The organism is Pseudomonas sp. COR18, assembly GCF_048568395.1.
Taxonomy (GTDB): Bacteria; Pseudomonadota; Gammaproteobacteria; order Pseudomonadales; family Pseudomonadaceae; genus Aquipseudomonas; species Aquipseudomonas fuscovaginae_B.
Genome location: NZ_CP183808.1, coordinates 5261154 through 5287939, shown reverse-complemented (window position 1 = coordinate 5287939; position 26786 = coordinate 5261154). Strand labels below are relative to the sequence as shown.

Below are 26786 nucleotides of genomic sequence, written 5' to 3'. Positions count from 1 at the left end.
CACCGGCGGCCTGGGCGCCCTCATGCCTGAAATCTGCCCTTCCTCCTCTCCCGACAGAAGTGAGCCTGATCGATGAAATCGCCCCACGCACCCGGCTTTACCGCAGCACTGGCACTGACCACCGCCCTTGGCTCGACGGGCACCCAGGCCGCCGACCTCAACGCCCGCGACTTCGTCAGCGCTCCCGTGGGCACGACCCTGGGCGTCTTCTACCTGCCCATGACCCGCGACAATGACTACCACGGCCGCGCCAACAGCACCGGCCGGGCGGACCTGAACGTCAACGCCCTGGCCTGGCGCCAGCTGATCTTCACCGACATCTGCGGCACCTTGTGCACGCCGCAGTTCATCGTACCGTTCGCCGACATCGACGCCCGCCTGCCCGGCGCCACCTCGCGCAGCCACGAGAGCGGGTTCGGCGATCCGCAGGTCGGCGGCACCCTGTACCTGATCAACAACCCGGCCAGCCGCACCTACAGCGGCTTCCTGAGCCTGATCAGCCTGCCGGTGGGCGAATACCACAGCCAGAACCCGGACGTCTCGCCCGGCGCCAACCGCTGGGCCGGACACTTCGTCTACAACTTCACCCAGGGCATCGGCGAAAAGTGGCTGCTCGAGGCCAACCTCGAGGCCCAGGTCTACGGCAAGAATGATGACTACTACGGCTCGACGCTCAAGCAGGACCCGCTCTATCGCCTGCAGGCCTTCGCCTCCTACGACTTCACCCCCGCCACCTACGGCGCACTGCGCCTGATCCACGCCGACGGCGGGGAACTGCGCCTCAATGACAACCGCCTGGCCGACACCCACCAGCGCTACACCCAGGTCGGCTTCGAGCTGGGCCACTGGTTCGACAAGCGGAACCAGGGGCTGCTGGCCCTGACCCGCAATGTCGACACCGACAACGGCTACCACGGCAGTCAGGCGCTGCTGCGTCTGGTCCATGTGTTTTAACCCGCACCGGAGCGTTCCTTCATGAGCCTTTCCATCGATAACACTCAGGTATCCGCCCCGGCAATCACCCGCCAACGGCCCCTGATGATCGCCCTGGTGGTGCTGGCGGCCATCACCCCTTCCCTGCTGATGACGGCCCCGGCCGTGGCGGCGCAGCTCGCCAGTCAGTGGGGGCTGGCACCGGCCCGGATCGGCAACCTGTTCATGGCCGAGCTGGGCGCCATGAGCCTGGCGACAGTGCCCGCCTTCTGGTGGCTCAAGCGGGTCGACCTGCGCAAGGCCGGGTTGCTCGCCGGTGCCCTGTTCGTCGTCGGCAACCTGCTCTCGGCGCTGGTCAGCGACTACTCCCTGCTGATGCTGATGCGCATCACCGCGGGCCTGGGCGGCGGGTCGCTGATGATCCTGTGCATGGTCAGTGCCGCCCTGATGGGCAATGGCAGCCGCGTGTATGGCTTCTGGGTGCTGGGACAACTGGTCCTCGGCGCCATCGGTCTGCAGGTACTGCCCCTGCTGTTTGCCCGCCATGGCCTGGCGGCCTGCTACCTGAGCCTCGCCGCCCTGATGGCCGTGGCCTTGCCCCTGGTGCGCACCTTCCCGATTGCCCTCAGCAGCGCCGCGGATCAGCCCCGGGCATCGATCGCCAAGGGCCGCGCGCTCCTGGGGATCCTGGCCATCCTGTGCTTCTACGTGAGCCTGAGCGGCGTCTGGACCTTCATCGGCGGCATCGCCAGCCATGCCTCGATCAGCCCCCAGGACAGCGGCCAGATCCTGGCCATCGCCACCCTGATGGGCATCGTCGGCGCGGCGTGCACCGCCCTGATCGGTGGCCGCCTGCCGCGTACCCCGCTGCTGATCCTGGGTTACGCACTGATGCTCGGCGCCGTGCTGCTCCTGCAGAACGAACCGGCCGCCCTGCGCTTCGCCTGCGCGGCGCTGATCTTCAAGTTCACCTGGACCTTCGTCCTGCCGCTGATCCTGGCCTGCCTGGCCGAACTCGACCCCAGCGGCCGGCTGATGAACCTCAGCAACCTGGTGATCGGCGCCGGCCTGGCCATCGGCCCCGGGATCGCCGGGCACCTGATCCAGGCCAGCGGCGACTACCGCACCACACTCCTGGGCGCGGCGGCCCTGACGCTGCTGTCGCTGCTGTTGATCCTCGCGGGCCGGCGCCCAGGTGCCGCTGCTACCGTACACCCTTGAAAGAGACCGATAACATGCACAAGACCGCCTTTTTCTTCGACGAACTCAGCCTGTGGCACAGCGCCGGGCTGCACGCCCTGACCTTGCCGGTGGGCGGCTGGGTGCAACCGCCGTCGGCGGCCGGACACGCCGAGTCGCCGGAAACCAAACGACGCCTGAAGAACCTCATGGATGTCAGCGGCCTGACCCGCCAGTTGGCAGTGCGCAGCGCCGAGCCAGCCTCCGACACCGACCTGCTCAGGGTGCATCCGGCCCACTATCTGCAGCGCTTCCAGGCGTTAAGCGACGCTGGCGGCGGCAGCCTGGGCAACGACGCGCCCATCGGGCCGGGCAGCTTCGAGATCGCCAGGCTGTCGGCCGGCCTGGCCATTGCCGCCGTCGAGGCGGTACTGCTCGGCGAGGCCAGCAACGCCTACTCGCTGTCGCGCCCGCCGGGGCATCACTGCTCGGCCGACCAGGCCATGGGCTTCTGCTTCCTCAACAACATAGCCGTGGCCATCGAAACGGCCAAGGCCCGCCACGGTCTGGGCAAGGTCGCGGTGCTCGACTGGGATGTGCATCACGGCAACGGCACGCAGGCGATCTATGCCGAGCGCAGTGACGTCCTGACCATTTCGCTGCATCAGGAAGGCTGCTTCCCACCGGGCTACAGCGGTGCCGAAGACCGCGGCGAGGGGCCTGCCGTCGGCACCAACCTGAATATCCCCCTGCTGCCGGGCAGCGGCGACGACGCCTATCAGTACGCCATGGACACGCTGGTCATTCCCGCGCTGGAGCGCTTCGAACCGGAACTCATCCTCGTCGCCTGCGGCTACGACGCCAACGCGGTCGATCCGCTGGCGCGGATGCTGCTGCACAGCGAGTCGTTCCGCCTGATGACCGCCAAGGTACGCAAGGTGGCTGATCACCTGTGCGGTGGTCGTCTGGTGCTGGTGCATGAAGGCGGCTATGCCGAAGCGTACGTGCCGTTCTGTGGCCTGGCGACGCTGGAGGCCCTGTCGGGCGTGCGTACCGCGGTGGTGGACCCGCTGCTGGCGTTCATCCGTCAGCAGCAGCCCAACAGCCAGATGCAGGCCTGGCAGCGCCAGTTGCTGGACAGCCAGCGCGAGGCCTGGTTCCAGGCCACCGAAAGCGACGCCGCCCGGCGAGCTGCGGGATAGCCGCCTCGGCAGCCCGACACCGGGTCCTTACAGCTTGAAGGTGCCCACCAGTTGGTTGAACGAGATAGCCAGACGCGACAGTTCCTGGCTGGAGGCGCTGGTCTGGTTGGCGCCGGCCGCCGTCTGGGTGGACAGGTCCTGGATGTTGACCAGGTTGCGGTCCACTTCGCGCGCGACGTTGGCCTGCTCTTCCGAGGCCGTGGCGATCAGCAGGTTGCGGTCGTTGATCGCAGCGATGTTCTGGGCGATGCGTTCGAGGGATTCGCCCGTCGCCTGGGCCAGCTCCTGGGTGCTGCTGGCCAGGGTCCGGCTGTTGCCCATGGCCTTGACCGCGTCGTCGGCGCGCGACTGCACGCTGGCGATCATCGCCTCGATCTCACCGGTCGAGGCCTGGGTACGGGCCGCCAGGGCCCGCACTTCGTCAGCCACCACCGCAAAGCCGCGCCCCTGTTCACCGGCCCGGGCCGCCTCGATGGCCGCGTTGAGCGCCAGCAGGTTGGTCTGCTCGGCGATACCGCGGATCACATCGAGCACCTTGGCGATATCGCGCACACTGCCGGCCAACTCATCGACGATCACCGTCGACTGGCCAATCTCGTTGTTCACACTGGTGATGGCCTTGACCGCTTCGCGGGCCTGATCGCGACCGCTGGCAGCCTCCTTGCTGGTCTGCCCGGACGCTTCCGAGGCCGAAGTGGCATTGCGCGCCACCTCTTCGACCGCCGCGCTCATCTCGGTGACGGCGGTGGCGGCCAGCTGGATCTCGTCGTTCTGCCGGGTCAGGCCACGGCTGCTCTCCTCGGTCACGGCATTGAGTTCTTCAGCGGCCGACGCCAGTTGATCCGCGGCGCTGGCAATCTGCTGAATGGTACCCTTCAGACCGCCCTGCATCTCCCCGAGCGCCGTCAACAGTTGACCAGCCTCATCCCGGTGACCGCTTTCGATCGGTTGGGTGAGATCGCCGCCGGCGATACGCTGGGCATTGCGAACAGCGGATACGAGCGGGGCACTGATCACACGACTGATGAACATGCCCAACACGACGGCCGCCACAAAGGCCAGGCCGATACCGATGTACAAGTTGAGTTTGGCGGAGGCTTCCGTGGCCCGCGCATCCTCGCTGCCCTCACCGATCTGGCGGTTGTTGGATTCGACCATGATGGTCAACTCATCGTTGATGGTGCGAAAAGCATCGTGCACCTCACCGGATATGAGCCGCCTGGCCGCCGACAGATCACCCCCGTCGATCGTCGCCACCGCGCGGTCGACCAGTGCCTGATAGGCGGGCCAATCCTTCACCATGCGATCGCCGGCGGCGCGCTCGTCATCGGCCAGCGGCGTGGCGCGGTAGATGGCGAAGGCACGCTCGCTCTTCTCGCGACTGTCCTTCATGGCCGCAACAATGGGGCTACGCTCTGACGCCGTACCGCCCGCAGCGGCGATTGAGAGCAAGCGATACAGTTCACGGCTCTGGGTAATTGCAAAGGAGCGGGCCTCGGCGGTCTTGGCGACCGACACGAGGTTGTTGGAAAACACCAGTTGCAGGCTCGAAGACAACGAACCGATTCCCAGGCTGCCAAGAATGCCCACCACCAACGTGATGGTGGCGCAAAAGGCGAAAGCGAGATAAAGCTTGGTGGATATCTTGGCGTTGTAGAACCAGTTCATGGGCAAACCTGTACTAGAGAGGGGATGAGCTGTGACCGCACGGTCGCGCGAGTATAGTCATCCTATCGACCGTGCCTGGGCAGCCTTAAGGGGCATGAATGGGTTTATTTGCGCCCTGGTCCCCTTCCGGTGGCTTCCCGTACCTGCATCCCCTGTACTCATCCGGGGCTGGTTGCCGGGGCCAACGCCTCATCCACCAGCTCTATCCAATGGCGTACAGGGGTGCGGCCGGCCCCATTCAAATGGATCTGACAGCCGATATTGGCCGTCGCGATGACCTGCGGGTTCGCGCTTTCGAGCGCATTGAGCCTGTTGTCCCGCAATTGCCGGGCGAGTTCGGGCTGGGTCAGGGAGTAGGTGCCCGCCGAACCACAACAAAGGTGGCCGTCGGGTACTGCGGTGAGATTGAAACCCAGTCGCGCCAGCACCTGCTCGACCGCTCCGCCCAGGCGCAGGGCATGCTGCAGCGTGCAGGGGCAATGGAACGCGACCTTGAGGTCAATCCCCGACGCCAGCTCCTGCAATGGCTCTGCACGCAGCACTTCGACCAGGTCGACGGCCAGGGAGCTGATTCGCTCAGCCTTGTCGGCATACCGGGGATCACGCTGGAGCAGTTGGCCGTACTCCTTGACGAAGGCCCCACAACCGCTGGCCGTGGTGATGATCGCCTCGGCCCCGGCCTCCACGGCCGGCCACCAGGCATCGATGTTGCGGCGAGCACGCTCCAGGCCATTTTCCTGGGCATTGAGGTGGTAGTCCAGCGCACCGCAACAGCCGGCCTCGCGGATGGGCAGCACGCTCATGCCCAGCCGATCCAGAACCCTTGCCGCCGCCGCATTGGTGTTGGGCGACAGGCTCGGCTGGACGCAGCCCTCGAGCATCAGCACCTGGCGCGCATGCCGTACCGGCGGCCGATTGCCGGCGGGCCGTACCTCGCTCGGAATCTTGTCCCTCAGTGCCTGCGGCAGTACCGGGCGTAATGCACGCCCCGTGCGCAGTAACAGGCTGAATACCCCAGGCTCGGCCAGCACCAGGCGCAGACCGGTACGCAGGGACTTCTCTGACAGCGAGCGCGGAACCGCCTCTTCGACCACGGCCCGGCCGATATCCAGCAGGTTGTGGTACTTCACCCCCGAAGGGCAGGTGGACTCGCAATTGCGGCAGCTCAGGCAGCGGTCCAGATGCTGGCGGGTACTGGCCGTTGGGGCCTGCCCTTCCAGCATCTGCTTGATCAGGTAGATGCGCCCCCTGGGCCCATCCAGTTCGTCACCCAGCAACTGGTAGGTCGGGCAGGTCGCGTTGCAGAACCCGCAGTGCACGCAGCTCCTCAGGATCGCTTCGGCCTCTTGCGCCCGAGGCAGGGCCCGGGCCTGTTCACTCAGATGGGTCTGCATGGTCTCACAGCTCCTTGTACAGGCGGCCCGGGTTGAAGATGCCCTGCGGGTCGAGCCGGCGCTTGAGCTGGCGGTGATAGCGCAGCAGCCCTTGCGGCAGCGGGTGGAAGGGCGAATCGCCACCGGAAAAACAGGTGGCATGCCCTCCGACCTGGCTGACGACATGCCGAATCCGCTCAGGCTCGGCCTCGCTCTTGAGCCAGCGCTGGGCGCCGCCCCAGTCGACCCATTGATCGCCAGGCAGATCCAGTGGCGCGGCCATCGCCGGCACGGACAAGCGCCAGAGGGGCCGCGAGTCGGCGAAGAACGCCAGGCGATGCTCCTTCAGGTCCTCCCAGAAGCCTGGCTCGACGGTCTCGCAGCCCAGGCGCTCACGGGCCGCGTGGACCGATCCCTCTCCCCCTTCCAGGCGAAGGTGCAGGACGCGGCCATCATGACAGGCCGCGCTGATCGGCAGCGGCTGCCGGCCCCACTCGGCCAGACGGCGCATGGCCTGCGGCAGTTCCATGTCCAGCCGCAGGTTGGCCACCGCACGTGGCCTGGGGAGGACCTTCAGCGACACCTCGGTGATCAGGCCCAGGCAGCCAAAACTGCCGGCCATCAACCTGGAGACATCGTAGCCGGCGACGTTCTTCATGACCTCGGCACCAAAACGCAGGTGCTTCGCCTCGCCGCTGATCACCCGCGTGCCGAGCACGAAGTCACGGACCGAGCCCGCCCAGGGACGGCGCGGCCCCGACAGCCCGACGGCGACCATGCCGCCGACGGTGGCGTCGGGGCCAAAATGCGGTGGCTCGCACGGCAGGCATTGCCCGTGCTCGGCCAGGGTCGCCTCAAGCACCCGCAGCGGCGTCCCGGCCCGTGCCGTGACAATCAATTCGGTGGGATCGTAGTTGACGATGCCCTGGTGGGCACGGGTATCGATAACCTGTCCCTGGACCGCCCGGCCCAGCCAGGCCTTGGACTGGCCGCCCCGGATGTCGAGACGGGTACCCGAGGCCAGCGCGGCCTTGACCTGATCGAGCAGTTGGGCACTGGCGTCGAAAGCTCTCTCGTGCATCAAAAGCGCTCCAGTTCAGGAAAAGGCAATTGACCGTTGTGCACATGCAGGGCGCCGAATTCGGCGCATCGGTGCAGGGTGGGAATGTTCTTGCCCGGGTTGAGCAGCCCCGCCGGATCGAAGGCCGCCTTGATGGCATGGAACGCGGTGAGCTCGTCGGCGTTGAACTGGACACACATCTGGTTGATCTTCTCGCGGCCGACGCCGTGCTCACCGGTGATGCTGCCGCCGACCGACACGCACAGTTCGAGGATCCGCCCGCCAAGCTGCTCGGCCCGCTCCAGTTCACCCGGCGTGTTGGCATCGAAGAGAATCAGCGGGTGCATGTTGCCGTCACCGGCATGAAAGACGTTGGCCACACGCAGACCGTGCTCGCGGGAAAGCTCGGCGATCGCTTTCAACACCCCCGGCAGCGCCCGCCGGGGGATGGTGCCGTCCATGCAGTAGTAGTCCGGCGAGATACGCCCAACCGCGGGAAAGGCATTCTTGCGCCCGGCCCAGAAGCGCACCCGCTCGGCCTCATCCTCGGCCTGGCGCACCTCGGTGGCCCCCGCCTCCACCAGGATCCGGCGAACCCGTGTGCAGTCGTCATGCACATCGGACTCCACCCCATCCAGCTCGCAGAGCAGGATGGCCGCCGCGTCCACCGGGTAGCCGGCATGAATGAAGTCCTCGGCGGCGCGGATCGCCAGGTTGTCCATCATCTCCAGCCCGCCGGGAATGATGCCCGCGGCGATGATGCGGCCGACCGCGGCACCGGCCTGCTCCACCGAGTCGAACGCCGCCAGCAGCACCTTGGCCACCTGGGGCTTGGGCAGCAGCTTGACCGTCACCTCCGTCACCACCCCGAGCATGCCCTCGGAGCCGGTGAACAGCGCCAGCAGATCGAAACCCGGACAATCCAGGCTCTCGGCACCCAGGGTCAACCGTTCGCCCTCGACGGTGAGGATCTGCACCTGCAACAGGTTATGCACGGTCAGCCCGTACTTGAGGCAGTGCACGCCGCCGGCATTCTCGGCGACATTGCCGCCGATCGAGCAGGCGATCTGGGACGAGGGGTCGGGCGCGTAGTAAAGGTTGAACGGCGCCGCGGCCTGCGAGATGGCCAGGTTGCGCACGCCGGGCTGGACCCTGGCATAACGCCCCTGCGCATTGATCTCCAGGATCCGGTTGAAGCGCGACATCACCAGCAGCACGCCCTGCTCCAACGGCAACGCGCCCCCGGACAGGCCGGTGCCACTGCCGCGTGCTACAACGGGAACCTGCAAGCGGTGGCAGATCACGAGTATCGACTCGACCTGCTCGATCCGCTCGGGCAGCAGCACCAGCAACGGCATCGTGCGATAGGCGGACAACCCATCGCACTCATAGGGCCTGAGGTCTTCGCTGCGGCTGAGCACGGTCAGGTCCGGGATGTCGGCTGCGAGTGCGGACAACAGCCGTTGTTTATCGACCCGCGGCAGAACGCCATCGACGCTCTCATCGTGGAGAATATTCATGGTCACCAGGCTCATGGCTATTGTTTTTGTGCCCTGGTCAGCCTAGGCATGAATACATGACTTTGCGATTCACAGGCGGAGAATAGACGCCCGCTCAGGTTCCCCTATGCCCGCAACAGGCCAATATTGTCGTCGATACGCCCTTGAATGAGTCGCAGGGTTTGCTGCGTGATCGCTTGCGGGTACTGGCGCTCGGCGATGGATGCAAACTGACGGGCCACCTGAGAAATGCGGCCAATCATCAGGCCCGCCTTCTCCCTTGATACCTCAGCCTCCTCTGCCAGCTTGAGCACGGCCTCCCGGTCGATCGCCAGGGCTTCACCCATCACGTCCATCTGGTGATAGCCACCCGGCCCCTCACAGAACGTTACGTCGTAGGCCGGTGCGAGCTTCCACTGTCCGGTTGGCGACATGAGATACGCAAAGTTTTTTGGATGATCATCCCGATTGTTGAACACAACATTGAAGACGGCACGCTCAAACGCAAGCGCTTTCTCCCGTACATCGTTGGTGCACATCTGCGTCGCCCGCAGGAAATTGACATAATCCAGACTCCCCGGTGACTGATAATCGGCGCCGGTAAAGGCGGCGAGGCTTTGCATGGGCACACGCTGGCCGTGCTGACGATCAAAGCGTTTGCTGGCAAAGGCCGCCTGCCCGTCGGGCAGAGTGAAATGGCGTGTGTCCGGCGTCTGGATGCCACATTGGCGCAGGCACTCGGCATAGACCATTTCGATAGCACACACTTCAGGGTGCTCCCCTTTGGCCGGAAACTTGACCAGCCAGGCTTCGAAACCCGGTGTGACCGCGGTGGTAAAGGCGTCGCTCTGGGGATCGCGATAGACCAGCACCTTTGGCCTGGCCCCCTGAGGCGAGCCCCCTACCAGCAGTAGCCTCTGCAGGAACTCCCCTCCTTCGCCCCTGAGTACTTCCTGCACCTCGGCAGCGAGCAGGTCCAGGGAGATATGCACCTGCGGCGTCTGTCCCTCAGGCACCACGGGCTCGAAAGACATGGCGCCCATGGCATTGCTGCCAATGTAGGCCAATCGCTCCAGAGGCCCTATGCGCGCCGTGTTGAGGTTGCGGCGCCTGAACATGCGGTCCATCAACAACATGCCCCAACCGTCCGGCAATGCATCATAGACGGGGCCAGGCAGGCCCAACTGGTGGACAGGGAAATCCTGGCGCAGTTGAGGTCCTTTCAAAGAGAGTGCGTAAGAGGACAACTCCAGCCCCCTGCGTTTCGCCTCATCGCTGTACTCGAACACAATTTGCGGTCGACGGGTGATGGCGGTTGTAGACACCAGCGTGCCCCACAGCCAGCGCTCGCCCCAGCCCTCGTAGTAGACCTCGACCTGCTCAAGCATTTTCGGGTTTTCTCTTGATCCGCTGGCGCTTGGCACCATTTTCGTAGCGGCGAATGTCTTCAAGGCTGTCCAGCCTCGGCAAGAAGAGCGCTTCAAGCTCCTTGATTCGACCCAGGACCATCGCTACTCGAATCACGTTTTCGAACCCCACATTACGCCCCGCCTCCAGATTGGAGACCGTGTTGACCCCAACTCCCGCGCGACCGGCCACATCAGCCTGGGTCATCTGTTGAGCGAGCCGCTCGGTGCGCAGGCGCTCGCAGAGGCGTCTGACAATCTCATTGGGCTTACTGAAGCTTAAATCCAACATAATGTGCTTTACCGCCAAGTCAGGCTACTTAATACACAAGATATTAGAATTAAGTGGCAGCACCTTCAAGGCGATAAACCACAGGATATGGGTTTTAAAGCAGATATCTCCATATAAGCCACAAAACAATGGATTTACCAGAGAAATTCGTCTGCGATCACGCCCCCTCTCGGGACACCACCACCCAATCAGAAACCCGGCTCTCCTACCAAACCCCCACCACCGAATCCGCCCGCGGCTCCGTCCCGCCCCACAGCACCCCGCTCACCGGGTCGCGCAAGATGATCTGCCCGCGTCCATAGTCGGTCAGGTCACTGGCCACCAACACCTCATGCCCCCGGCGCGCCAGGGCATTGATCAGATCCCGCGACGCGCCCTGCTCGATCCCGACCTTGTTACCGCCCAGCCACTGCCAGCGTGGTGCATCCAGGGCCGCCTGCGGATTGAGCCCGAAGTCCACCAGGTTCATCACCATCTGCACATGCCCCTGCGGCTGCATGTAGCCGCCCATCACGCCAAACGGTCCCAGCGCCTGCCCGTTCCTGGTGAGGAATCCGGGAATGATGGTGTGAAAGGTTTTCTTGCCCGGTACCAGGCAGTTCGCGTGCGCGGGGTCGAGGCTGAATTCCTGCCCGCGGTTCTGCAGGGCGATCCCGCTGTCCGGCAGCACCACCCCCGAGCCGAAGCCGTGATAGTTGCTCTGGATGAACGAGACCATGTTGCCCTCGGCATCCGCTGTCGCCAGGTACACCGTGCCGCTGGCATGAGGGTCGCCCGGCTTGGGCGACTGGGCCCGTTCGGTGATCTGCCCGCGCCGGCGCCGGGCATAGTCGTCGCTGAGCAATTGCTGCACCGCCACGCGCATGTGCTGCGGGTCGGTGATGTAGTGCAGGCCGTCGCTGTAGGCAAGCTTCATCGCCTCCAACTGCCGGTGCCAGGTCTGCTGACTGTCGCGATGGTCGAAGTCGAAGCCTTCGAGGATCTTCAGCGCCATCAGCGCCACCAGGCCCTGACCACTGGGAGGGATTTCCCAGACGTCGACGCCCCGGTAGTTGATATGGATCGGGTCGACCCACTGAGCGCGGTAACCGTCCAGGTCACTGGCGCGCAGGTAGCCGCCGGTAGCGCGTGAGTGGGCGTCGAGGCGCTGGGCCAGCGGCCCGCGGTAGAAGCTTTCACAGCGGGTGGCGGCCAGTTCCGCCAGGGTATCGGCCTGGGCCGGATTGCTGAACAGCTCACCGGCCCTGGGGGCGCGGCCGTCGATCAGGAAGGTGTCGAACCAGGCCTGCAGCACGCCGTCGCGGTGCGGGGTGAATTCGTTCAGCGCGATCTGCCATTGATGGGCGACCACCGGCGACACCGGAAAGCCGTCGCGGGCCAGGCTGATGGCCGGTTGCAGCAGCTCGGCAAACGGCAGCTTGCCGAAGCGCTGCGACAACTGCGCCCAGGCCGAGGGGCAGCCGGGGACGGTGACCGGGGTCCAGCCGTAGAGCGGCATCTCGGCGTGGCCGGCCGCCTTGACCGACGCCCTGTCGAGCGCGGCAGGCGCCTGGCCGTTCGCGTTGAGACCATGCAGTTGACCCCGGGTCCAGACCAGGGCGAAGGCATCGCCGCCAATCCCGCAGCCCGTCGGTTCGACCACGGTCAGTGCAGCAGCCGTGGCGATTGCGGCATCAATCGCATTGCCGCCCTTGTGCAGCATTTCAATGCCAGCCTGGGCTGCCAAAGGCTGGGAGGCGGCGACCATGCCGCGGCGGGCGAAGACGCTCTGGCGCTGCGACGGATAGGGATATTCATGGGCAGAGAGATTCAACATGACAAAGGCTCTTGAAATAGGGGCATTCATGGGCCGCAGCAACGCACCGCGGACAAATTCGACGAATAGACTCAGAGCACGCGGCTGAGAAAGGCTCGGGTACGGGCATGGGTCGGATGGTTGAAGATCTGTTCCGGCGGGCCCTGCTCGATCAGTTCGCCCTGGTCGAGCACCACCACGCGGTCGGCGACTTCCCGGGCAAAACCCATTTCATGGGTGACCACGACCATGGTCATGCCCTCCTCGGCCAGCTCCTTCATCACCTGCAGCACCTCGCCGACGATTTCCGGATCGAGGGCGCTGGTGGGCTCGTCGAAGAGCATCGCCTGGGGTTTCATCGCCAGGGCCCGTGCAATCGCCACCCGCTGTTGCTGGCCCCCGGAAAGCATCGACGGGTAATGCCCGCCCTTGTCCGCCAGGCCGACCCGGGCCAGCAGTTGCCAGGCCTGCTCCAGGGCCTCGGCCTTGGGCACGCCGAGCACCTGGATCGGCGCCTCGATGATGTTTTCCAGCGCGGTCATGTGCGGGAACAGGTTGAAGCGCTGGAAGACCATGCCGATGTCCCGGCGCTGGCGAGCGATATTGCGCTCGGAGTCGCGCACCCGGCTGCCGTCGGGACGCTCGCGATAGCCCATGGCATGGCCGTTGACGCGGATGCGTCCGCCCTGGATGTCTTCGAGCAGGTTGATGCAGCGGATGAAGGTGGTCTTGCCCGAGCCCGAGGCGCCGATCAGCACCACCACTTCACCGCGCCGGACCTGCAGCGACACGCCCTTGAGAATCGGCAGATTGCCAAAGGACTTGTGAATGTCCAGCGCCTCGATCACCAGCTCTTCGCTTTTGTGCGCCATGCTCAGCGTCCTCTCAGCAGTTTCAGGGAGCCGCGGCCGAACATCCGGCTGGCGGCCGGCGGCGACGAATCCGGCCGGTCGGAGCGACCGGAACGGCTTTCCAGCCAGCGCTGGAAGAAGCCCCACAAGGTCGTCAGCAGCAGGAAGTAGATGGCCACCACCAGGTACAGCTCGAACACACGGAAGGTCGCCGAAGTGACCATCTGAGTGCTCAGCAACAGCTCCTGCACGCCGATCACGCTGACCAGGGTGGTGTTCTTCAGCATCACGTTGAACTCGTTGCCGATCGGCGGCACGATCACCCGAAAGGCCTGGGGCAACACGATGCGGCGCATCAGCTTGCCGAAGGTCATGCCCAGGGACCGCCCGGCCTCGTACTGGCCCTTGTCCACCGCGCCGATGCCAGCGCGGATGATCTCGGCCATGTAGGCGCCTTCATTCAGGCCCAGGGCGATGATCGCCGCCTGGATATTGCCGGGCACCACCAGGCCGAACAGCGAGATATCCTCGAAACGAAAGACGCCCCCCGCAGCCAGTGCCGTGTAGAGAAAGACGATCTGCACCAGCAACGGCGTGCCGCGCATCAGCCACACGTAAAAGCGTACCGGCCATTGCAGCAGCGGGTTGCCGGACAGGCGCATCAGCGCCGCCGCCAGACCCAGCACGCAGCCCAGCAGCATGGCCAGCACGGCGATCAGGCAGGTCAGCCACAGCCCCGTGAGGTACACCCCGCTGGGCTGCAACAGGTACTGCCAGAACACATCCCAGTTGAAGTTCATCGAGGCTGTTCCTCAGTCGAGGGTGTCGCTGCTGACATGCCAGGTGCCCAGCAATTTGGCGTAGCTGCCATCGCTGCGCATGTCGTTGACGATCTGCTGCACCGCGGCGCTCAGTTGCGCGTCGTCCTTGCGGATGCCCAGGCCGGTAAGGATGCGGCTGAAGGCCGGCACGCCCTCCTCGAACAGGTCCGGCGCCATCGCGGCGTAGTAGCCGGCGGTCTCGACCGTGGTGCCGTAGGCATCCACCTGGTTGATGCGCAGGGCCTGGAAGGCGTCGGTGTCGGTGTTGTAGACCACCACCTTCATGGGCGCCTTGCCGGCCTTGGTCAGGCTGTCGTTCTCGGCGTCGAGCAGGGTCTTGATGGTGGAACCGTTGAGCACCGCAACCTTGTGCCCGGACAGGCTGTCCAGGGTCTTGAGCCCCTTTGGATTGCCCTTGGGTACCACCACCGCCTGGCTGGAGTACATGTAGTTGACGATATCGATCACCTGGCGCCGTTCGGGCTTGTCGAACAGTTGGTCGACGATCATGTCGCACTGCCCGGCGAGCAGCGCCGGCACCAGGCCGGAGAACGGAATCACCCGCCACTGCACCGGTTTATTGCCCAGGCGCCTGGCGATCTCCAGGCCGAGGTCGACGGTCAGCCCGCGGGGCTTCTGCGCTTCGTCGAAGGACACCAGGGGTGGCGAATCCATCCCCGAGCAATAAGTGAGTTTTTCGACCGACTTCAGGCGCTCCGGCACCTGGGGCGCGGCGGCGGCGGCCCATTGCGCGGACAGCCCGAGGGAAACAGCCAGCAGCAAGGCACGGCGTAAATGCATGACCAGACACTCCACTTCGTTGGAAAACGGCAGGATTCAAAGTCAACACACGGGCGGGTTCGGACCCGCCTCTATTTTTCCGATTGCAGGAACTGGATCAGCGCCGGCACGGTGCCCTCGATGTGCTCGCGAACCACTGCTTCGACCTTCGCCGCATCACCGGAGCGGATCGCATCGAGAATCACCGCGTGTTCATCGCGGGCGCTGAGGGGTTTCTCGCCGTGCTGCAGCCACAGGCGCATGGGCGCCTCGATCAGCGAGTACAGCGCGAAAATCTGCTTCATCAGCCGCGGGCGACCACTGAAGCTGCACAAATGTTCGTGGAAAGCGCGATGGCGACTGACCCACTGCGCACCGTCATCGCGATAGTCGTCCATCTCGTCGAGCATGCGCTCCAGCGCCGCCAGTTGACGCTCGCCGATACGGCCGACAGCGATCCGCACCGCCAGGCCCTCAAGGGCGCTGCGCATCTCGAATACCTCATGCAGCTCATCGATATCCAGGCCACTGACCACCGCGCCGCGGTTGGGGCGCAGGGTCACCAGGCCCTGGGCATCGAGACGGCGAAAGGCCTCGCGCACCGGCATGCGGCTCATGCCGATTTCCGTGGCGATGTCCTCGGCAATCAGGCGGTCACCCTGGCGGTAGCGGCCGCTACAGATGGCCTGCAGCAGGAAGTTATAGGCCTCCTCCTCGGCGGTCTGGGGCTGACGGTCTACATAGGCGGGAGCGAATTGCATGACGGCACCTTTTGTATTTTTGTATCCAATTATCCATGGATGCAAAAAAGCAAACTGTGTGCCAGGTTGCAGGGCGGAGGTTTAAGGGACTGATAGGGAAGGGAAAGAGCTTCGCAAATGGGAGATGGACGGTTGAGGGGGAACAGAGGGGAGTGCTACCGAATGGCTCACGGAGTGCACCGCAAGTGTGCAGGTTGGCAGTTGGGTAACAGTCCGTGGCCCGCCTCGTCTCGAAGCCAAGGAGCAAGACGCCGGCTCAACGCCGGCGTGGGTCTAGAAAGCGCTCTTTATCACGCCCCCATCGGCTCGCAACGCAGCGCCCGTCGTGGCCGACGAAAGCGGACTGGCCAGATAGGCCACGAGGGAGGCAATCTCCTGCGGTGAGCCAAATCGCTTGATGAGCGATGTAGGGCGAACCTTCTCGAAAAAGGCCTTTTCGAACGCTTCGAACGATTGCCCCTCGGCTTTGGCAAGGGTCTCGACGAATTCGCCCACTCCGCGCGATTTCGTCGGCCCCGGCAGGACGCTGTTGACGGTAATGCCCGTGCCGGCAACGGCCTCGGCCAAGCCACGCGAGACGGCAAGCTGCGCCGTTTTCGTCACCCCGTAGTGGATCATTTCGGCCGGAATCTGCACCCCGCTTTCGCTCGAGATGAAAATAATACGCCCCCAGTCGGCCCGCCTCATCGCCGGCAGAAACAGGCGAGCCAGGCGTACACCACTCAGCACGTTGACGTCGAAGAAACGTTGCCAGTCCGCGTCAGGGATCTCTTCAAACAGCTTGGGCTCGAAGATGCCCAGGTTGTTGACCAGAATGTCCACTTGCGGATAGCGTCGTGCGACCTCTTCGGCTGCGGCGGCCGTGCTCAGATCGCCCGCGAAACCCTGCACATCGCCACCGGTCTGCGCTTTCAGTTGCGCAACCACGTCGTCCACAGACGACTGGGAGCGGCCGTTGACGATGACACGGGCGCCCTCCTGCGCCAACGTGCTGGCGATCGCCAGGCCAATGCCGGCCGTGCTCCCGCTGACCAGCGCGAGTTTGCCTTTCAGATTCAGGTCCATCGGTGACTCCTTTTTCGTGGGTGAAGTAGACAGGACGGCACCGAGTCTTGAACAACGGGATGCCGCCAACGGGTTCACATACGCGCAATCGAGGCGCCACCACCGACCGGCGCAGCCGTACCGGTCACAACAGACGAATCGTCCGACACAAGATGGATGCACGGGTTAAGGCGCACGAAAGAGTCTAGTGGGATTTTTTCAATTGAAGCCCATCAAGCTCCTGAAACGTCAGCGACACAGACTGTCTGCCAAACCCCTGGCCTGCTGGACCGCGGCTTCGCGTGCGCTGCGATCAACCTCTTCGCCCAGGATGGTTTTCTCCACAATCACCGAATGCACATCCGTCACGCCGACAAACTTCAGCCAGGCTTCCACATAAGGCTTCTGAAAATCGAAGCGTGTGGCCGGCGTGATCGACTGCGCCGAAAAATCCAGGCCTCGGGCGTACATCACCACAGCGGTCTTGTTGAACAGCATGCCTTGCAGGCCGCGCTCCGCGTCAAAACTGAACAGGATGTCTTTCTGCGACACCAGGTCGATGAAGTGCTTGAGTTTGTACGGAATACTGAAATTCCACAGCGGCACGGACATCACCAGCACATCCGCGCGGTGCAGGTGACTGGCCAACGCTTTCAAGGTGTCCCAGGCGTCCTGTTGCGCGGGGGTCAAGGGCGTGCCACTGAGCCCGGCGTATTTGGCCTGCATGGCCAGGTCGTCGAACTCCGGTAACGCCATCTGCCAAAGGTCGAGCGTGATGAGTTCGGTATCCGGGGCATGTTCCTGATAACGCGCAATGAAGCTGCGGGCCACTTCAAGGGAAGCCGAACGTTGCTTGCGGGGAGAACATTCAATATGCAGAAGAGTCGTCATGGCGCGCCTCGGGGGTTGGGGGTGAACAGAACCGATACGCGCATTGCAACATAGCTTGATTTGAAATATAAATCGTAAATCAACACGATATTCATCACGAATACAACTATGTTCGATACGCTGCTGCTCAAGACATTTGTCACGGTCGTCGATGAAGAAGGTTTCAGCCGTGCCGCCCAGAAGCTGCACCTCACGCAGTCGGCGGTCAGTGGCCACGTGCGGCGGCTGGAAGAACAGATTGGCAAACCGCTGTTGACGCGTACCACCCGCTCCCAGCAATTGACTCCCGATGGCGAACGCCTGGTTTCCTATGCGCGTACGATCCTGGTGTTGAACCGTGATGCCTGGGCAGAACTGACGCGTACGCCGTTTCACGGACGGCTGCGGATCGGGGTGTCCGAGGATTTTGTCGAATCGCGGTTATTGCGCACCTTTCAGGATTTCGCGGCGCAGTACCCGGGCCTGGAGATCGGTGTGCAGGTGGGCATTCCGGGCACGTTGCTGAGCCTGATGAAACAAGGCCATCTGGAGCTGGTCATCGGTTCTCTGTGCGAAACCGGCGAAGCGGGGCTGCTGCTGTGGCAGGAACCACTGGTGTGGGCTTGGCCAGCGCAGGCCGCCACCGCCTTACCGACACCGTTGCCGCTGGCGCTGTTCCCGGAGCCGTGCCCTTATCGAGAGGCCGCACTGACGCGGCTGGCCCAGGCGGGCATCGCCCAACGCACGGCGCTGTTATGCAGCAGCGCTGCCGGATTGCGGGCGGCGGCGCTCGCAGGCTTCGCAATCGCCCCCATGACACTCAGCCAGGTAGGGCAAGGGCTGGCGGTGCTTGGAGCCGAGCAGGGGCTGCCGGATTTGCCGGATGTGCAATTTCGGCTGTTCACCTCACCTGAAGCGGATCAGGCGATCGTGGCGGCGGTCACTCGGCTGATTGTGGAATACTGCTCCACGCGCAGGGCTTGAGCGACTTTCAAGAAGGCCGCTGCTTCCGGGTCTGGCGGCACCCTCCATAGGCTCTCGCCGCGGCACTATCAGAAACGGGGCCGGTAGATCAAAGGCAAGCATGCCCGGCGCCAAGGTGGCGTCGTTCACGGAGCTTGCCTACGACACCTTCCCGTAGGAGCCGGGCTTGCCCGCGAATAGGTCCTCAATCCTGGAAAACAGGCCAAACCTCCACTGCGTCCAGTGTGCAACCTTCTTTTGTAGTATCAAGACTACAGCCACTTCCCACACATATTCCCGCACAACCTCAGAACAACCTTTATTACTTCAAAATAATAAAAAACCTATCCATTCGGCCAGTTATTAAGTCCCAGCAAAAGATATTAAATATCCGCTTACAAAAGAGCAGCACCAACTTTCTTGCAACCGAGAGAGCGACACCATCGCCAGCCCAATACGGCACGCAGATAGGGCGTTCTTTATCCTGACGCCAAACCGCATCTGGAGTTAAAAATGAAAACCGGCCACCTGTTGTTAGCCATAACCCTGTTACCGGCCATCAGCGTTGCACAACCAGCCATTCTGTCTTCACTGAAAGCCAAAGGCATTCCAGTCACAGTCCTCGACGACCAAAGTCTCAGCCAGATCAGAGGCGCAGCCAGAATTACCGGGCACCCCTACCCCAGCGTTACGCAGGGTTTGAAAACATACAAAATGCGCCTGAAACGCTTTGGTAACGAGCACGATTACAGGTCCTACTACTCAATCGGCAGAGACTGGGACCCACATGGAAAATATGAGCAAATTGAAAATGGCATCACGTACAAGTTCGCCGGTGATCTCTGGCTTGCAGATAAATCGGATTCCCCGGGCGGACACTGGAACGCAAGCAACGCGGTAGAGGTAGACCATCACTATCAAGCATTAAATGAAAATGGCACACCGTTGAATTTTGGCTGGAGGGAGACCAGTTGGAATCGGCCGATTTCAACTTTTTCCTGGTGAGCAAACCCTTATAACCGCACAACCTCAACCGAAAGAACATAAAACCTCTTACGCAAGGTACCCTCATGAACATCAACAGCCGTTTATCACTCTCTACATACAACCCATCCACGGCCAAATCAGTGACACATCAAGAACAAGACCAGAAAGGCTTCTCACTGGAAACTCCCGGCAATACGAAAAACACTTCTGACCCGGTCAGCATCAGCGCCGCTGGCGCCGAGATGTCCGATGCGATGGATCCGCCTGTTCCTGTGGGTGCGATGCCAGGATGGTCGGGTGAATTCGCGATCCAAGTCATAACCCGGCCAGATGGAACATCAATGTTCATGGATGGAAAGTTTTCGAATCTTTCGTCTGGGGAAAGAGATGAATACTTCAACCTGCTGCAATCCCACATGGATGCCCTGTACGAACGAAACGGTCTCGTCGACGAGGAGTCCACCTACGCCGCCCTCAACTCCCGCTCGATGAACGAAAAGCTCCATCAGGAGTTCCTCGAAGGCATAAGAAACGATCCGAAGATGGCCGAGTATGTCAGCCGGCTCGGCATCGCGCTGTCCTGATCGCCTCGCGGCCACTCACCAGGCCACGCTCCCTGAGCGTGGCTGGCTACCGCCTCGGCCTGGGGCAAGGACACCAGCATGATCAGCCCGCTGAAGTTGCTCTGCGGCATCGGTGTGATCTTTTTCTATCTCTACGAAACCCTGCCGGCACTGGCCGACACGCTGCTGCTGAAAAACGGCGACCGGTTATCCGGCAGCATCATTTCGTTCAGCGAAGGCCTGTGCATCTTCGATAGCCACTACGGTTCGGCAATCAGGGTGCCCGCCACGGATATCCTCGCGATCCGCAGCGACATGCCCTATACCCTGCTGTTTGCCAGCGGTGAAAAGGCCACAGGGCAACTCAAGATCACGACGGATGATCGGACACTGCTGGAATCGACGACATTTGGCACGACACCCATCGATCTCTCCCAACTCGTCAGCCTGGCCCGTTTTCAGCCTGACAGGCCCGTCACGCAGGAACGAGCCAATGTCGAGACTTCGCCGAGTCGCTACGGCGAGGATCAGCCTGCCCAACCGCCGCTCGACTTCCTCACCGGTTCCACCGTGCTGCTGTCGCCTGGTGAATACGAACTGGACCTTGGCCTCGCCTACAAGCAGAGCCGGCTCCAGTACGGTCTGCCCCAGGCCGGCCACTTCCAGCGCTCGTCCTATTCGGCACGCCAGCTGGAACTGCGCCCGACCTTGCGGGCCGGGCTCTCTCGCAATCTGGAGGCCTATCTCGGTACGCCGCTTACCTATAGCCATGTCCAGGACGTCTCCGGCAACGCGTTCGTGCGCAAAGCCGATGCCTGGCGCCTGGCCGATATCGCCCTCGGTGCCCAATACCAGATCGTCGAGGAGGATGCCCACATCCCAGCGATCGCGCTGAGCCTGGATATCAACATCCCCACCGGACAGAAACGCTACAACGATGTTTTCAACCGTTGGAAGGACCCGCTGAACAATGGCTCCGGACATTGGAGCCTGACGCCCGGCGTGGCCTTCGTGCGCAGCGCCGATCCGGCCATTCTCTTCGGCGGGATCGGCTATCAGTATGCCTTTGCCAGGACCCTCGACGGTTATCACCTCAAGCCCGGCTGGGTCCTGAAGGGCTATGCCGGGGTCGGCTTCGCCCTGAACGAACGACTCTCGCTCGGCAGTCGGCTGGCCTATGCCTACAGCGCCAACCTGCGGGCCGATCACCAGACCATTCATGGCTCGGATGCGGACCCGCTCGAACTGTCCTTCAGTGCGGCCTATCGGCTCGGCGACGACTGGGTGATCTCGCCGGAGATCACCCTGGGGCTGAACGACGATGCCGGCCCCGCCGCACTGTCGGCGCATTTCAAAAGGCGTTTCAATTGATCGGCCAGAGGCTGCCGGGCGGGCTGTTCCTGCTTGGCCTGTTGCTCGCCAGCCCGACCGCTGAAGCTGCCGGGCCGCGCCTGCAGTCGATGAACCAGTTGCGCCTGCACGGCATCCAGCGCCAGACCCTCGATTACTCGTGCGGCGCGGCGGCCCTGGCGATCCTGCTCGAGCGTTACCTGGGCGAGCCGGTCGGCGAAGAGCAGGTTCTGGCGGATATCGTGCTGCGTCTGTCCGAATTCGAGGTACGCGAACGGGTCCGGGCCGGGTTTTCGCTGCTCGACCTCAAATCCACCGCCCTGCACCTGGGCTACAGCGCCGAGGGCGTGCTGTTGCCAGCGCAGGCCGTACACGCGCTGGACGGCCCGGTGCTCATCCTGCTGCACCATGACCGGCTCAATCACTTCGTGGTCCTCAAGGGCGTCCGCCAGGGCCATGCCTTTCTCGCCGACCCGGCGCGCGGTCACCGGCGGATACCGCTGTTCGAACTGTTCCGACAATGGCGGGGCGAAACGCTGATCGTCGGCCGTGCCGCTGCCAGCCGACCGGAGCCCCCCTTGCTGGCGCTTCCAGGCGCCCGCCATGTGGCGCCCGAGATCGAGGTCGTCAGAACCCTGCTGGCGCCATCCAGCCGTTGAGCCGGACGGCCCCTGTATCACCCCAGGGCCGGACGTTCCAGCGCCACCCACGCCTGCACCGCCGGGTGCTGCCACTGGCGGCGGGCATAGTCGACCAGCACGGCGGGCACCGGGTCGCCATTGAAGATCAGCCGGTTGAGCATCAGCGCCAGGTCGACATCGGCAATCGACCACTGGCCGCACAGGTACTCTCTGCCATCCCCCAGCAGAACCTGCGCCGCCTCGATCAGCTTGCGCGCCGCCGCCTCGCCGGCGGCCGACAACGGGCCAGCCTTGCGCCCATAGAAGATCACCAGGGTCGAACGCTCCTGGCGCAGCGCCTGCAGGTCGCTGCGCAACCAGGCCTGCACCTGCCGCGCCCGGGCCCGCTGCTGGGCATCGCGTGGATAGAGCGGTGCCTGCGGGAACAGTTCGTCCAGGTACTCGGTGATCGCCGAGGACTCGGAGAGCGCGAAGCCACCCTGCTCCAGGGTCGGCACCCGCTGGGTCAGGGACAAGCCGGCGTACGCCTGCGACTGCTGCTCATGGGCGTCCAGGTCGAGGGGGTGAAGATCGAATTCGAGGGCCTTTTCCCGCAGCGCGACAAATACCGACAGGGCATAGGGACTGGTGTACTGGGCATCGACATATAAACGCAGACGGGCATCGTTCACGGCAGACTCTCCTTGGAATGAGAGCGACACGCTACGGGATCTGCCCGGACAAATGAAATCAACGATTTTCATGGGCGTATTCCCGAGCGGAATACTGGGAATTGGGCTATGGTAAAGGCCGCTGCTCCAGGCTCGTTTCCTGGTAAGCGAATGTTCCGGATTTTGAAACTCATGGATGAATCGATGAACTCACAACAGCTTTTCCCGCAAATTGGCAAGGTCATCGCCAGCACTGGCAGTCGCCGTTTTCCGCGGATGTTGCACGACCTCATTCTCACCCAGTTGTCAGTCGACGCCACCCACATCCGCAAGCTGCCGATACACCCGCAAACCACCCCCTATCGGCCCATGCCGGCAGCCAGGTCATCACCCATGGCGAACCGATCTCCCCGGCGTCCAACGCCAAGGAATCGGCCCTGCACCTGACCCGGCGCAAGGATGACTGCAGCTATACCCTCTCGGTGTACCGTTCGAACCATTCGCAGCAGTTCTCCGCACAGGAAAGGAGCATCCTGCAGGACTTCTCCCCGCTGCTGCTGCCGATGGTTGAAAAGCACATCAGCGCCCTGCAACCCCTGTCGCCCCCGCTGGACAGCCAGCCCGGCCAACTCGACGACATGGAGAGCCAGGGGCTGCAGGCGTTGCGCCTGCGTTTTGTCGATCGCCTGGCGCAGTCGGGGCTGACACTGTCCAACCGTGAAACGGACGTCTGCGTCGGCCTGCTGTCCGGGCGCACGGCACCGGTGCTGGCCGAAATGCTCCAGCTGAAGGTCAATACCGTGGAGAGCTACCTCAAGCGCGCGTCCATCAAGCTGGGCATCAGCGGACGCCACTCGCTGATGCGCTGGATGTACGCGGCGGAGGAAGCGCCGGCGCCGGTGGTGCCGGCAGCGCCCGTGTAACCGTCTCCTGCCAGTGGACCGGCGAGGGGATTGCAGCATGCGATCCCCCGCCTCTCTCAATCGCGCGCCAGCGCCTCGATCGGGTCGAGCCGCGAGGCGTTGCGCGCCGGTACGAAGCCGAACACGATGCCGATCAGCGTCGAACAGATCACCGCCGTGGCGATCGCCCCCAGGGAAAACACCATCTGCCATTCCTTGATGAACAGCGAGAACAGGTAGCCGATCCCGAATGACAGCGAGATGCCGATCATCCCGCCAATCAGGCAGACCATCACCGCTTCCACCAGGAACTGCTGGCGAATGTCCGACTGGCGCGCACCGACCGCCATGCGGATGCCGATCTCGCGGGTACGCTCGGTGACCGACACCAGCATGATGTTCATCACGCCGATGCCGCCCACCGCCAGGGAAATCACCGCGATCAGCGACAGCAGCAGCGCCAGCGAGCGGCTGGTCTTGTCCACCGTCTGCATGATGTTGTCGAGGTTGTTGGTGAAGAAATCCTTGGTGCCGTGGCGCTGCTGCATCAGCTTGATCACGTTGTCCTCGACCACCTTGCTCGGCTGCCCGTCCTTGATCCGCACCATGATGCTGTCCAGGTAGCGTTGCCCGAGCAGGCGGCCCGCCGCGGTCTCGTAGGGTACCCAGACGTTCAACTGCTTGCTGGAGGTGAAGATGTTCTTGTTGTCGGCCGTGACCCCGATCACCGTGCAGGGCAGGTTGTCCAGCAGGATCACCTGGCCCAGCGGATCGACATTCGGACCGAACAGGCGATTGCGCGTGTTGTGGTCGATCACCACCACCTGGGCCTGGCGCCGGGCGTCGCTTTCGCTGAAGGCAATGCCCTGCGCCAGCTTCAACCCGCGAACCTGGAAGTAGCGATCACTGACTCCGTTGACCTGGGCATCGAGATCGACGTTCTGGTAGCGCAGGAGCATATTGCGTCCGACCATGGGCGTGGCGCTGTCGACGTAGTACAGCTGGCTCAGCGCGAGCACATCGGCCGGCACCAGGGTCTCGATCCGGCTGGCCCGGCTGTCGCCGAAACTGGTCCCCGGGTAGATGTCGATGGTGTTGCTGCCGATCGCCTGGATGTCCTTGAGCACATAACGCTTGGCCCCCTCGCCGATGGCCGAGATCGACACCACCGATGTGATGCCGATGACGATGCCGAGCATGGTCAGCAGCGTGCGCATGCGGTGCGAGATCAGCGCCACCCAGGCCATGTTGAAGGCCTCCTTGAACAGCCCGAAGCCAGCCACCAGGCGCCCTGTGCTCTTGGACGCCAGGGTGGCCTTGTGGGTGCCCGCCGTCTCGTCGGTGGGGCGCTCGTTGGCCCGGTCGCTGATGATCTCGCCATCGCGCACCTCGATGATCCGCTCGGCATTGGCGGCCACCTTGGGGTCATGGGTGACGATGATCACCGTATGCCCGGCAGCATGCAGTTCCTGAAGAATCTGCATCACCTCCTTGCCGCTGTGGGTGTCCAGCGCACCGGTGGGTTCGTCGGCAAGAATCACCTCGCCGCCGTTCATCAGTGCCCGGGCGATACTCACCCGCTGCTGCTGGCCACCGGAGAGCTGGCTCGGCCGATTCTCCAGGTGTGCGGCCAGGCCGAGGCGGCCGAGCAGTTCGCGGGCCCGGCCATGGCGCCGGGACTCGCCGGTACCGGCATAGATCGCCGGCATCTCGACGTTGTGCATGGCGCTCAGGTGCGGCAGCAGGTGGTAGCGCTGGAAGATGAAACCGAAATAGTCGCGGCGCAGTTCGGCCAGTTCCTCGCTGCCCAGGTCGCGGGTCTCGCGACCGTTGATCCTGTAGCTGCCGGCGGTGGCGTAGTCGAGGCAACCGAGGATGTTCATCAGGGTCGACTTGCCCGAACCCGAGGCGCCGGTGATCGCCACCATTTCCCCGGCATGAATGCTCAGGTCGATGTTCTTCAGCGCGGTGAACTCACGTTCCCCGGCCATGAAGCTGCGGCTGATGCCGCGCAGTTCCAGCAGTGGCTGCGTCATTGGCCGGCTCCCGCCACCGCTGGCGTCGGTTCGCCGATCACCACCTTGTCGCCTTCGGCCAGACCTTCGCTGATCTGCACCTTGACGTTGTTGTTGATCCCGGTGCGCACCTTGCGCTCATGGGCCACGCCCTTGGCGTCGACCACCCGCACCGGGAAACGGCCATCGGCGTCGCGCGGGCCGAGGGCCGCGACCGGCACCGTGAGCACCGACTTGGCGGTGTCGAGGACGATACGCACCTGGGCGGTCATGGAAATCCGCAGGCGATGGTCGGGGTTGGGCACGTCGAACAGCGCGTTGTAGAACACCGCGGTGTTCTGCTTGGGCGTGCCGGCGGTCTGGGTCTCCACGAAGTTCTGCGGTGCCGGCTCGGTGCCACGCAGCTTGGCGTAGTAGCGCTTGTCCGCCTCGCCGAGGATGGTGAAGTACACCTCCTGGCCGGGGCTGATATGGATCACGTCGGCTTCCGAGACCTGGGCCTTGACGGTCATGGTGTCCAGGTCAGCCAGCTTGAGCAGTACCGGTGCCAACTGGTTGGCGATCACGGTCTGGCCTTCCTGGGTGACGATGCCCACCACGTCGCCATCGATCGGCGCGACGATGCGGGTATAGGCCAGGTTGATCTTGGCCGTGTCGATCTGCACCTGCGCACTCTTGATCTGCGCCTCGAGGGCGCCGAGGTTGGCCCGCTGCACCTCATAGTTGGATTCGGCGGTCTCGAAATCCTGCCGGGAGATCGCCGCATCGCTCTGCAGCCCCAGGTAACGCTCATAGACCGCCTTGGTCTGCTTGAGCTGGGCCTGGGTCGCGCGCCGTTGCGCCTGCAGGTTTTCCTCATCGACCTGGGCCTGGCGCAGGGTGTTCTGCAGCACCTGCGGGTCGATCTCGGCCAACCACTGGCCGCGCCTAACCTTGTCGCCGACCTTGACCTTGAGGGATTTCAACTGCCCGGAAACCTGGGCGCCGACATCGACCTGGCGGATGCCTTCGAGCACTCCGGTCGCCAGCACCGTGTTCTCGATATCGCTGCGCTCGACCGTGGCGATCAGGTACTGCGGCGGCTCGGCCGGCGCCTGCACCGCATAGAACACCAGGCCTGCGACCAGCACCAGCGCCAGCCCGATACCCGTCTTGCGAAACTTCGTTTTTTTCATAAGTGA

General features: G+C 63.6%; 23 protein-coding genes and 3 pseudogenes. 9 read left to right on the top strand and 17 right to left on the bottom strand.

All coding sequences use genetic code 11. The annotated features are described in order from the left end of the window. The first annotated feature begins 72 nt into the window (after window positions 1-72). The 3 genes from ACM62G_RS24180 to ACM62G_RS24170 are packed head-to-tail and all read left to right on the top strand — an operon-like array spanning window position 73 to window position 3314. The gene (locus ACM62G_RS24180) at window positions 73-954 is read left to right on the top strand and encodes a transporter (RefSeq protein WP_054057349.1); all 882 of its coding nucleotides are present in this window, start codon (window positions 73-75) and stop codon (window positions 952-954) included. 21 nt (window positions 955-975) lie between these two features. Beyond that, window positions 976-2154, top strand: coding sequence for an MFS transporter (locus tag ACM62G_RS24175; RefSeq protein WP_273820932.1), 1179 nt, complete (start codon window positions 976-978; stop codon window positions 2152-2154). Between the two features lie 14 nt (window positions 2155-2168). After that, the gene (locus ACM62G_RS24170; RefSeq protein WP_419735769.1) at window positions 2169-3314 is read left to right on the top strand and encodes a class II histone deacetylase; all 1146 of its coding nucleotides are present in this window, start codon (window positions 2169-2171) and stop codon (window positions 3312-3314) included. 27 nt (window positions 3315-3341) lie between these two features. Here ACM62G_RS24170 and ACM62G_RS24165 read toward each other — a convergent pair. The 14 genes and pseudogenes from ACM62G_RS24165 to ACM62G_RS24100 form a co-directional block, all read right to left on the bottom strand. Continuing rightward, a pseudogene (locus tag ACM62G_RS24165) lies at window positions 3342-3938 on the bottom strand (methyl-accepting chemotaxis protein); the annotation flags it as partial. Between the two features lie 261 nt (window positions 3939-4199). Beyond that, a pseudogene (locus ACM62G_RS24160) lies at window positions 4200-4982 on the bottom strand (MCP four helix bundle domain-containing protein); the annotation flags it as partial. A 158-nt stretch (window positions 4983-5140) separates the two neighbouring features. Then, window positions 5141-6376 carry a glycolate oxidase subunit GlcF gene (glcF, locus tag ACM62G_RS24155; protein ID WP_419735768.1) on the bottom strand — a complete coding sequence of 412 codons (1236 nt, stop codon included), beginning with the start codon at window positions 6374-6376 and terminating at the stop codon, window positions 5141-5143. A gap of 4 nt (window positions 6377-6380) precedes the next feature. Continuing rightward, the gene (gene glcE, locus ACM62G_RS24150) at window positions 6381-7436 is read right to left on the bottom strand and encodes a glycolate oxidase subunit GlcE (protein ID WP_419735767.1); all 1056 of its coding nucleotides are present in this window, start codon (window positions 7434-7436) and stop codon (window positions 6381-6383) included. Next, window positions 7436-8935, bottom strand: coding sequence for a glycolate oxidase subunit GlcD (gene glcD, locus ACM62G_RS24145; RefSeq protein WP_419735766.1), 1500 nt, complete (start codon window positions 8933-8935; stop codon window positions 7436-7438). Before glcD ends, glcE begins: the two co-directional genes overlap by 1 nt. A gap of 104 nt (window positions 8936-9039) precedes the next feature. After that, a complete protein-coding gene (locus tag ACM62G_RS24140; RefSeq protein WP_419735765.1) occupies window positions 9040-10302 on the bottom strand; it encodes a type II toxin-antitoxin system HipA family toxin in 1263 nt (420 codons plus the stop codon). Then, the gene (locus ACM62G_RS24135) at window positions 10295-10612 is read right to left on the bottom strand and encodes a helix-turn-helix domain-containing protein (protein ID WP_419737554.1); all 318 of its coding nucleotides are present in this window, start codon (window positions 10610-10612) and stop codon (window positions 10295-10297) included. The genes ACM62G_RS24140 and ACM62G_RS24135 overlap by 8 nt, the downstream gene beginning before the upstream one ends. A 205-nt stretch (window positions 10613-10817) precedes the next feature. Beyond that, entirely contained in the window at window positions 10818-12428 is a 1611-nt protein-coding gene (locus ACM62G_RS24130) for a gamma-glutamyltransferase family protein (protein WP_419735764.1), read from the bottom strand. A 71-nt stretch (window positions 12429-12499) separates the two neighbouring features. After that, complete coding sequence (locus tag ACM62G_RS24125) at window positions 12500-13279, bottom strand: amino acid ABC transporter ATP-binding protein (RefSeq protein WP_419735763.1); 780 nt, start codon at window positions 13277-13279, stop codon at window positions 12500-12502. A 2-nt stretch (window positions 13280-13281) separates the two neighbouring features. Further along, a complete protein-coding gene (locus ACM62G_RS24120; protein ID WP_054064273.1) occupies window positions 13282-14058 on the bottom strand; it encodes an amino acid ABC transporter permease in 777 nt (258 codons plus the stop codon). 12 nt (window positions 14059-14070) lie between these two features. Further along, a complete protein-coding gene (locus ACM62G_RS24115) occupies window positions 14071-14880 on the bottom strand; it encodes an ABC transporter substrate-binding protein (RefSeq protein ID WP_273820918.1) in 810 nt (269 codons plus the stop codon). 71 nt (window positions 14881-14951) lie between these two features. Next, on the bottom strand, window positions 14952-15620 hold the full coding sequence (locus tag ACM62G_RS24110; protein ID WP_273820917.1) for a GntR family transcriptional regulator: 669 nt from the start codon (window positions 15618-15620) through the stop codon (window positions 14952-14954). A 273-nt stretch (window positions 15621-15893) separates the two neighbouring features. Continuing rightward, complete coding sequence (locus tag ACM62G_RS24105; protein ID WP_273820916.1) at window positions 15894-16685, bottom strand: SDR family NAD(P)-dependent oxidoreductase; 792 nt, start codon at window positions 16683-16685, stop codon at window positions 15894-15896. A gap of 228 nt (window positions 16686-16913) precedes the next feature. Then, complete coding sequence (locus tag ACM62G_RS24100) at window positions 16914-17555, bottom strand: FMN-dependent NADH-azoreductase (RefSeq protein ID WP_273820915.1); 642 nt, start codon at window positions 17553-17555, stop codon at window positions 16914-16916. A gap of 108 nt (window positions 17556-17663) precedes the next feature. On the opposite strand from ACM62G_RS24100, the gene ACM62G_RS24095 reads away from it, so the two are divergent. From ACM62G_RS24095 to ACM62G_RS24075, 5 genes are all read left to right on the top strand, one after another. Beyond that, window positions 17664-18518 (top strand): LysR family transcriptional regulator, encoded by an 855-nt coding sequence (locus ACM62G_RS24095; protein ID WP_273820914.1) that lies wholly within the window; start codon window positions 17664-17666, stop codon window positions 18516-18518. A gap of 492 nt (window positions 18519-19010) precedes the next feature. Next, entirely contained in the window at window positions 19011-19502 is a 492-nt protein-coding gene (locus ACM62G_RS24090) for a hypothetical protein (protein ID WP_273820913.1), read from the top strand. 65 nt (window positions 19503-19567) lie between these two features. After that, the gene (locus ACM62G_RS24085) at window positions 19568-20068 is read left to right on the top strand and encodes a hypothetical protein (RefSeq protein ID WP_419735762.1); all 501 of its coding nucleotides are present in this window, start codon (window positions 19568-19570) and stop codon (window positions 20066-20068) included. Window positions 20069-20146: 78 nt separating this feature from the next. Continuing rightward, window positions 20147-21418, top strand: a complete 1272-nt coding sequence (locus ACM62G_RS24080) for a transporter (RefSeq protein ID WP_419735761.1) — start codon at window positions 20147-20149, stop codon at window positions 21416-21418. Then, the gene (locus tag ACM62G_RS24075; RefSeq protein WP_273820910.1) at window positions 21415-22056 is read left to right on the top strand and encodes a C39 family peptidase; all 642 of its coding nucleotides are present in this window, start codon (window positions 21415-21417) and stop codon (window positions 22054-22056) included. The genes ACM62G_RS24080 and ACM62G_RS24075 overlap by 4 nt, the downstream gene beginning before the upstream one ends. Before the next feature lie 17 nt (window positions 22057-22073). On the opposite strand, the gene yfcF is transcribed toward ACM62G_RS24075, so the two are convergent. Then, on the bottom strand, window positions 22074-22709 hold the full coding sequence (gene yfcF / locus ACM62G_RS24070; RefSeq protein ID WP_419735760.1) for a glutathione transferase: 636 nt from the start codon (window positions 22707-22709) through the stop codon (window positions 22074-22076). Between the two features lie 179 nt (window positions 22710-22888). Here yfcF and ACM62G_RS24065 point away from each other — a divergent pair. Further along, window positions 22889-23611 (top strand): annotated as a pseudogene (locus ACM62G_RS24065) (helix-turn-helix transcriptional regulator); the annotation flags it as partial. 56 nt (window positions 23612-23667) lie between these two features. Here the strand turns inward: ACM62G_RS24065 and ACM62G_RS24060 are convergent. Together ACM62G_RS24060 and macA are read right to left on the bottom strand one after the other, a co-directional pair. After that, the gene (locus ACM62G_RS24060; protein WP_054064277.1) at window positions 23668-25626 is read right to left on the bottom strand and encodes a MacB family efflux pump subunit; all 1959 of its coding nucleotides are present in this window, start codon (window positions 25624-25626) and stop codon (window positions 23668-23670) included. Next, window positions 25623-26780, bottom strand: coding sequence for a macrolide transporter subunit MacA (gene macA / locus ACM62G_RS24055; RefSeq protein WP_054064278.1), 1158 nt, complete (start codon window positions 26778-26780; stop codon window positions 25623-25625). Before macA ends, ACM62G_RS24060 begins: the two co-directional genes overlap by 4 nt. Window positions 26781-26786 lie beyond the last annotated feature (6 nt).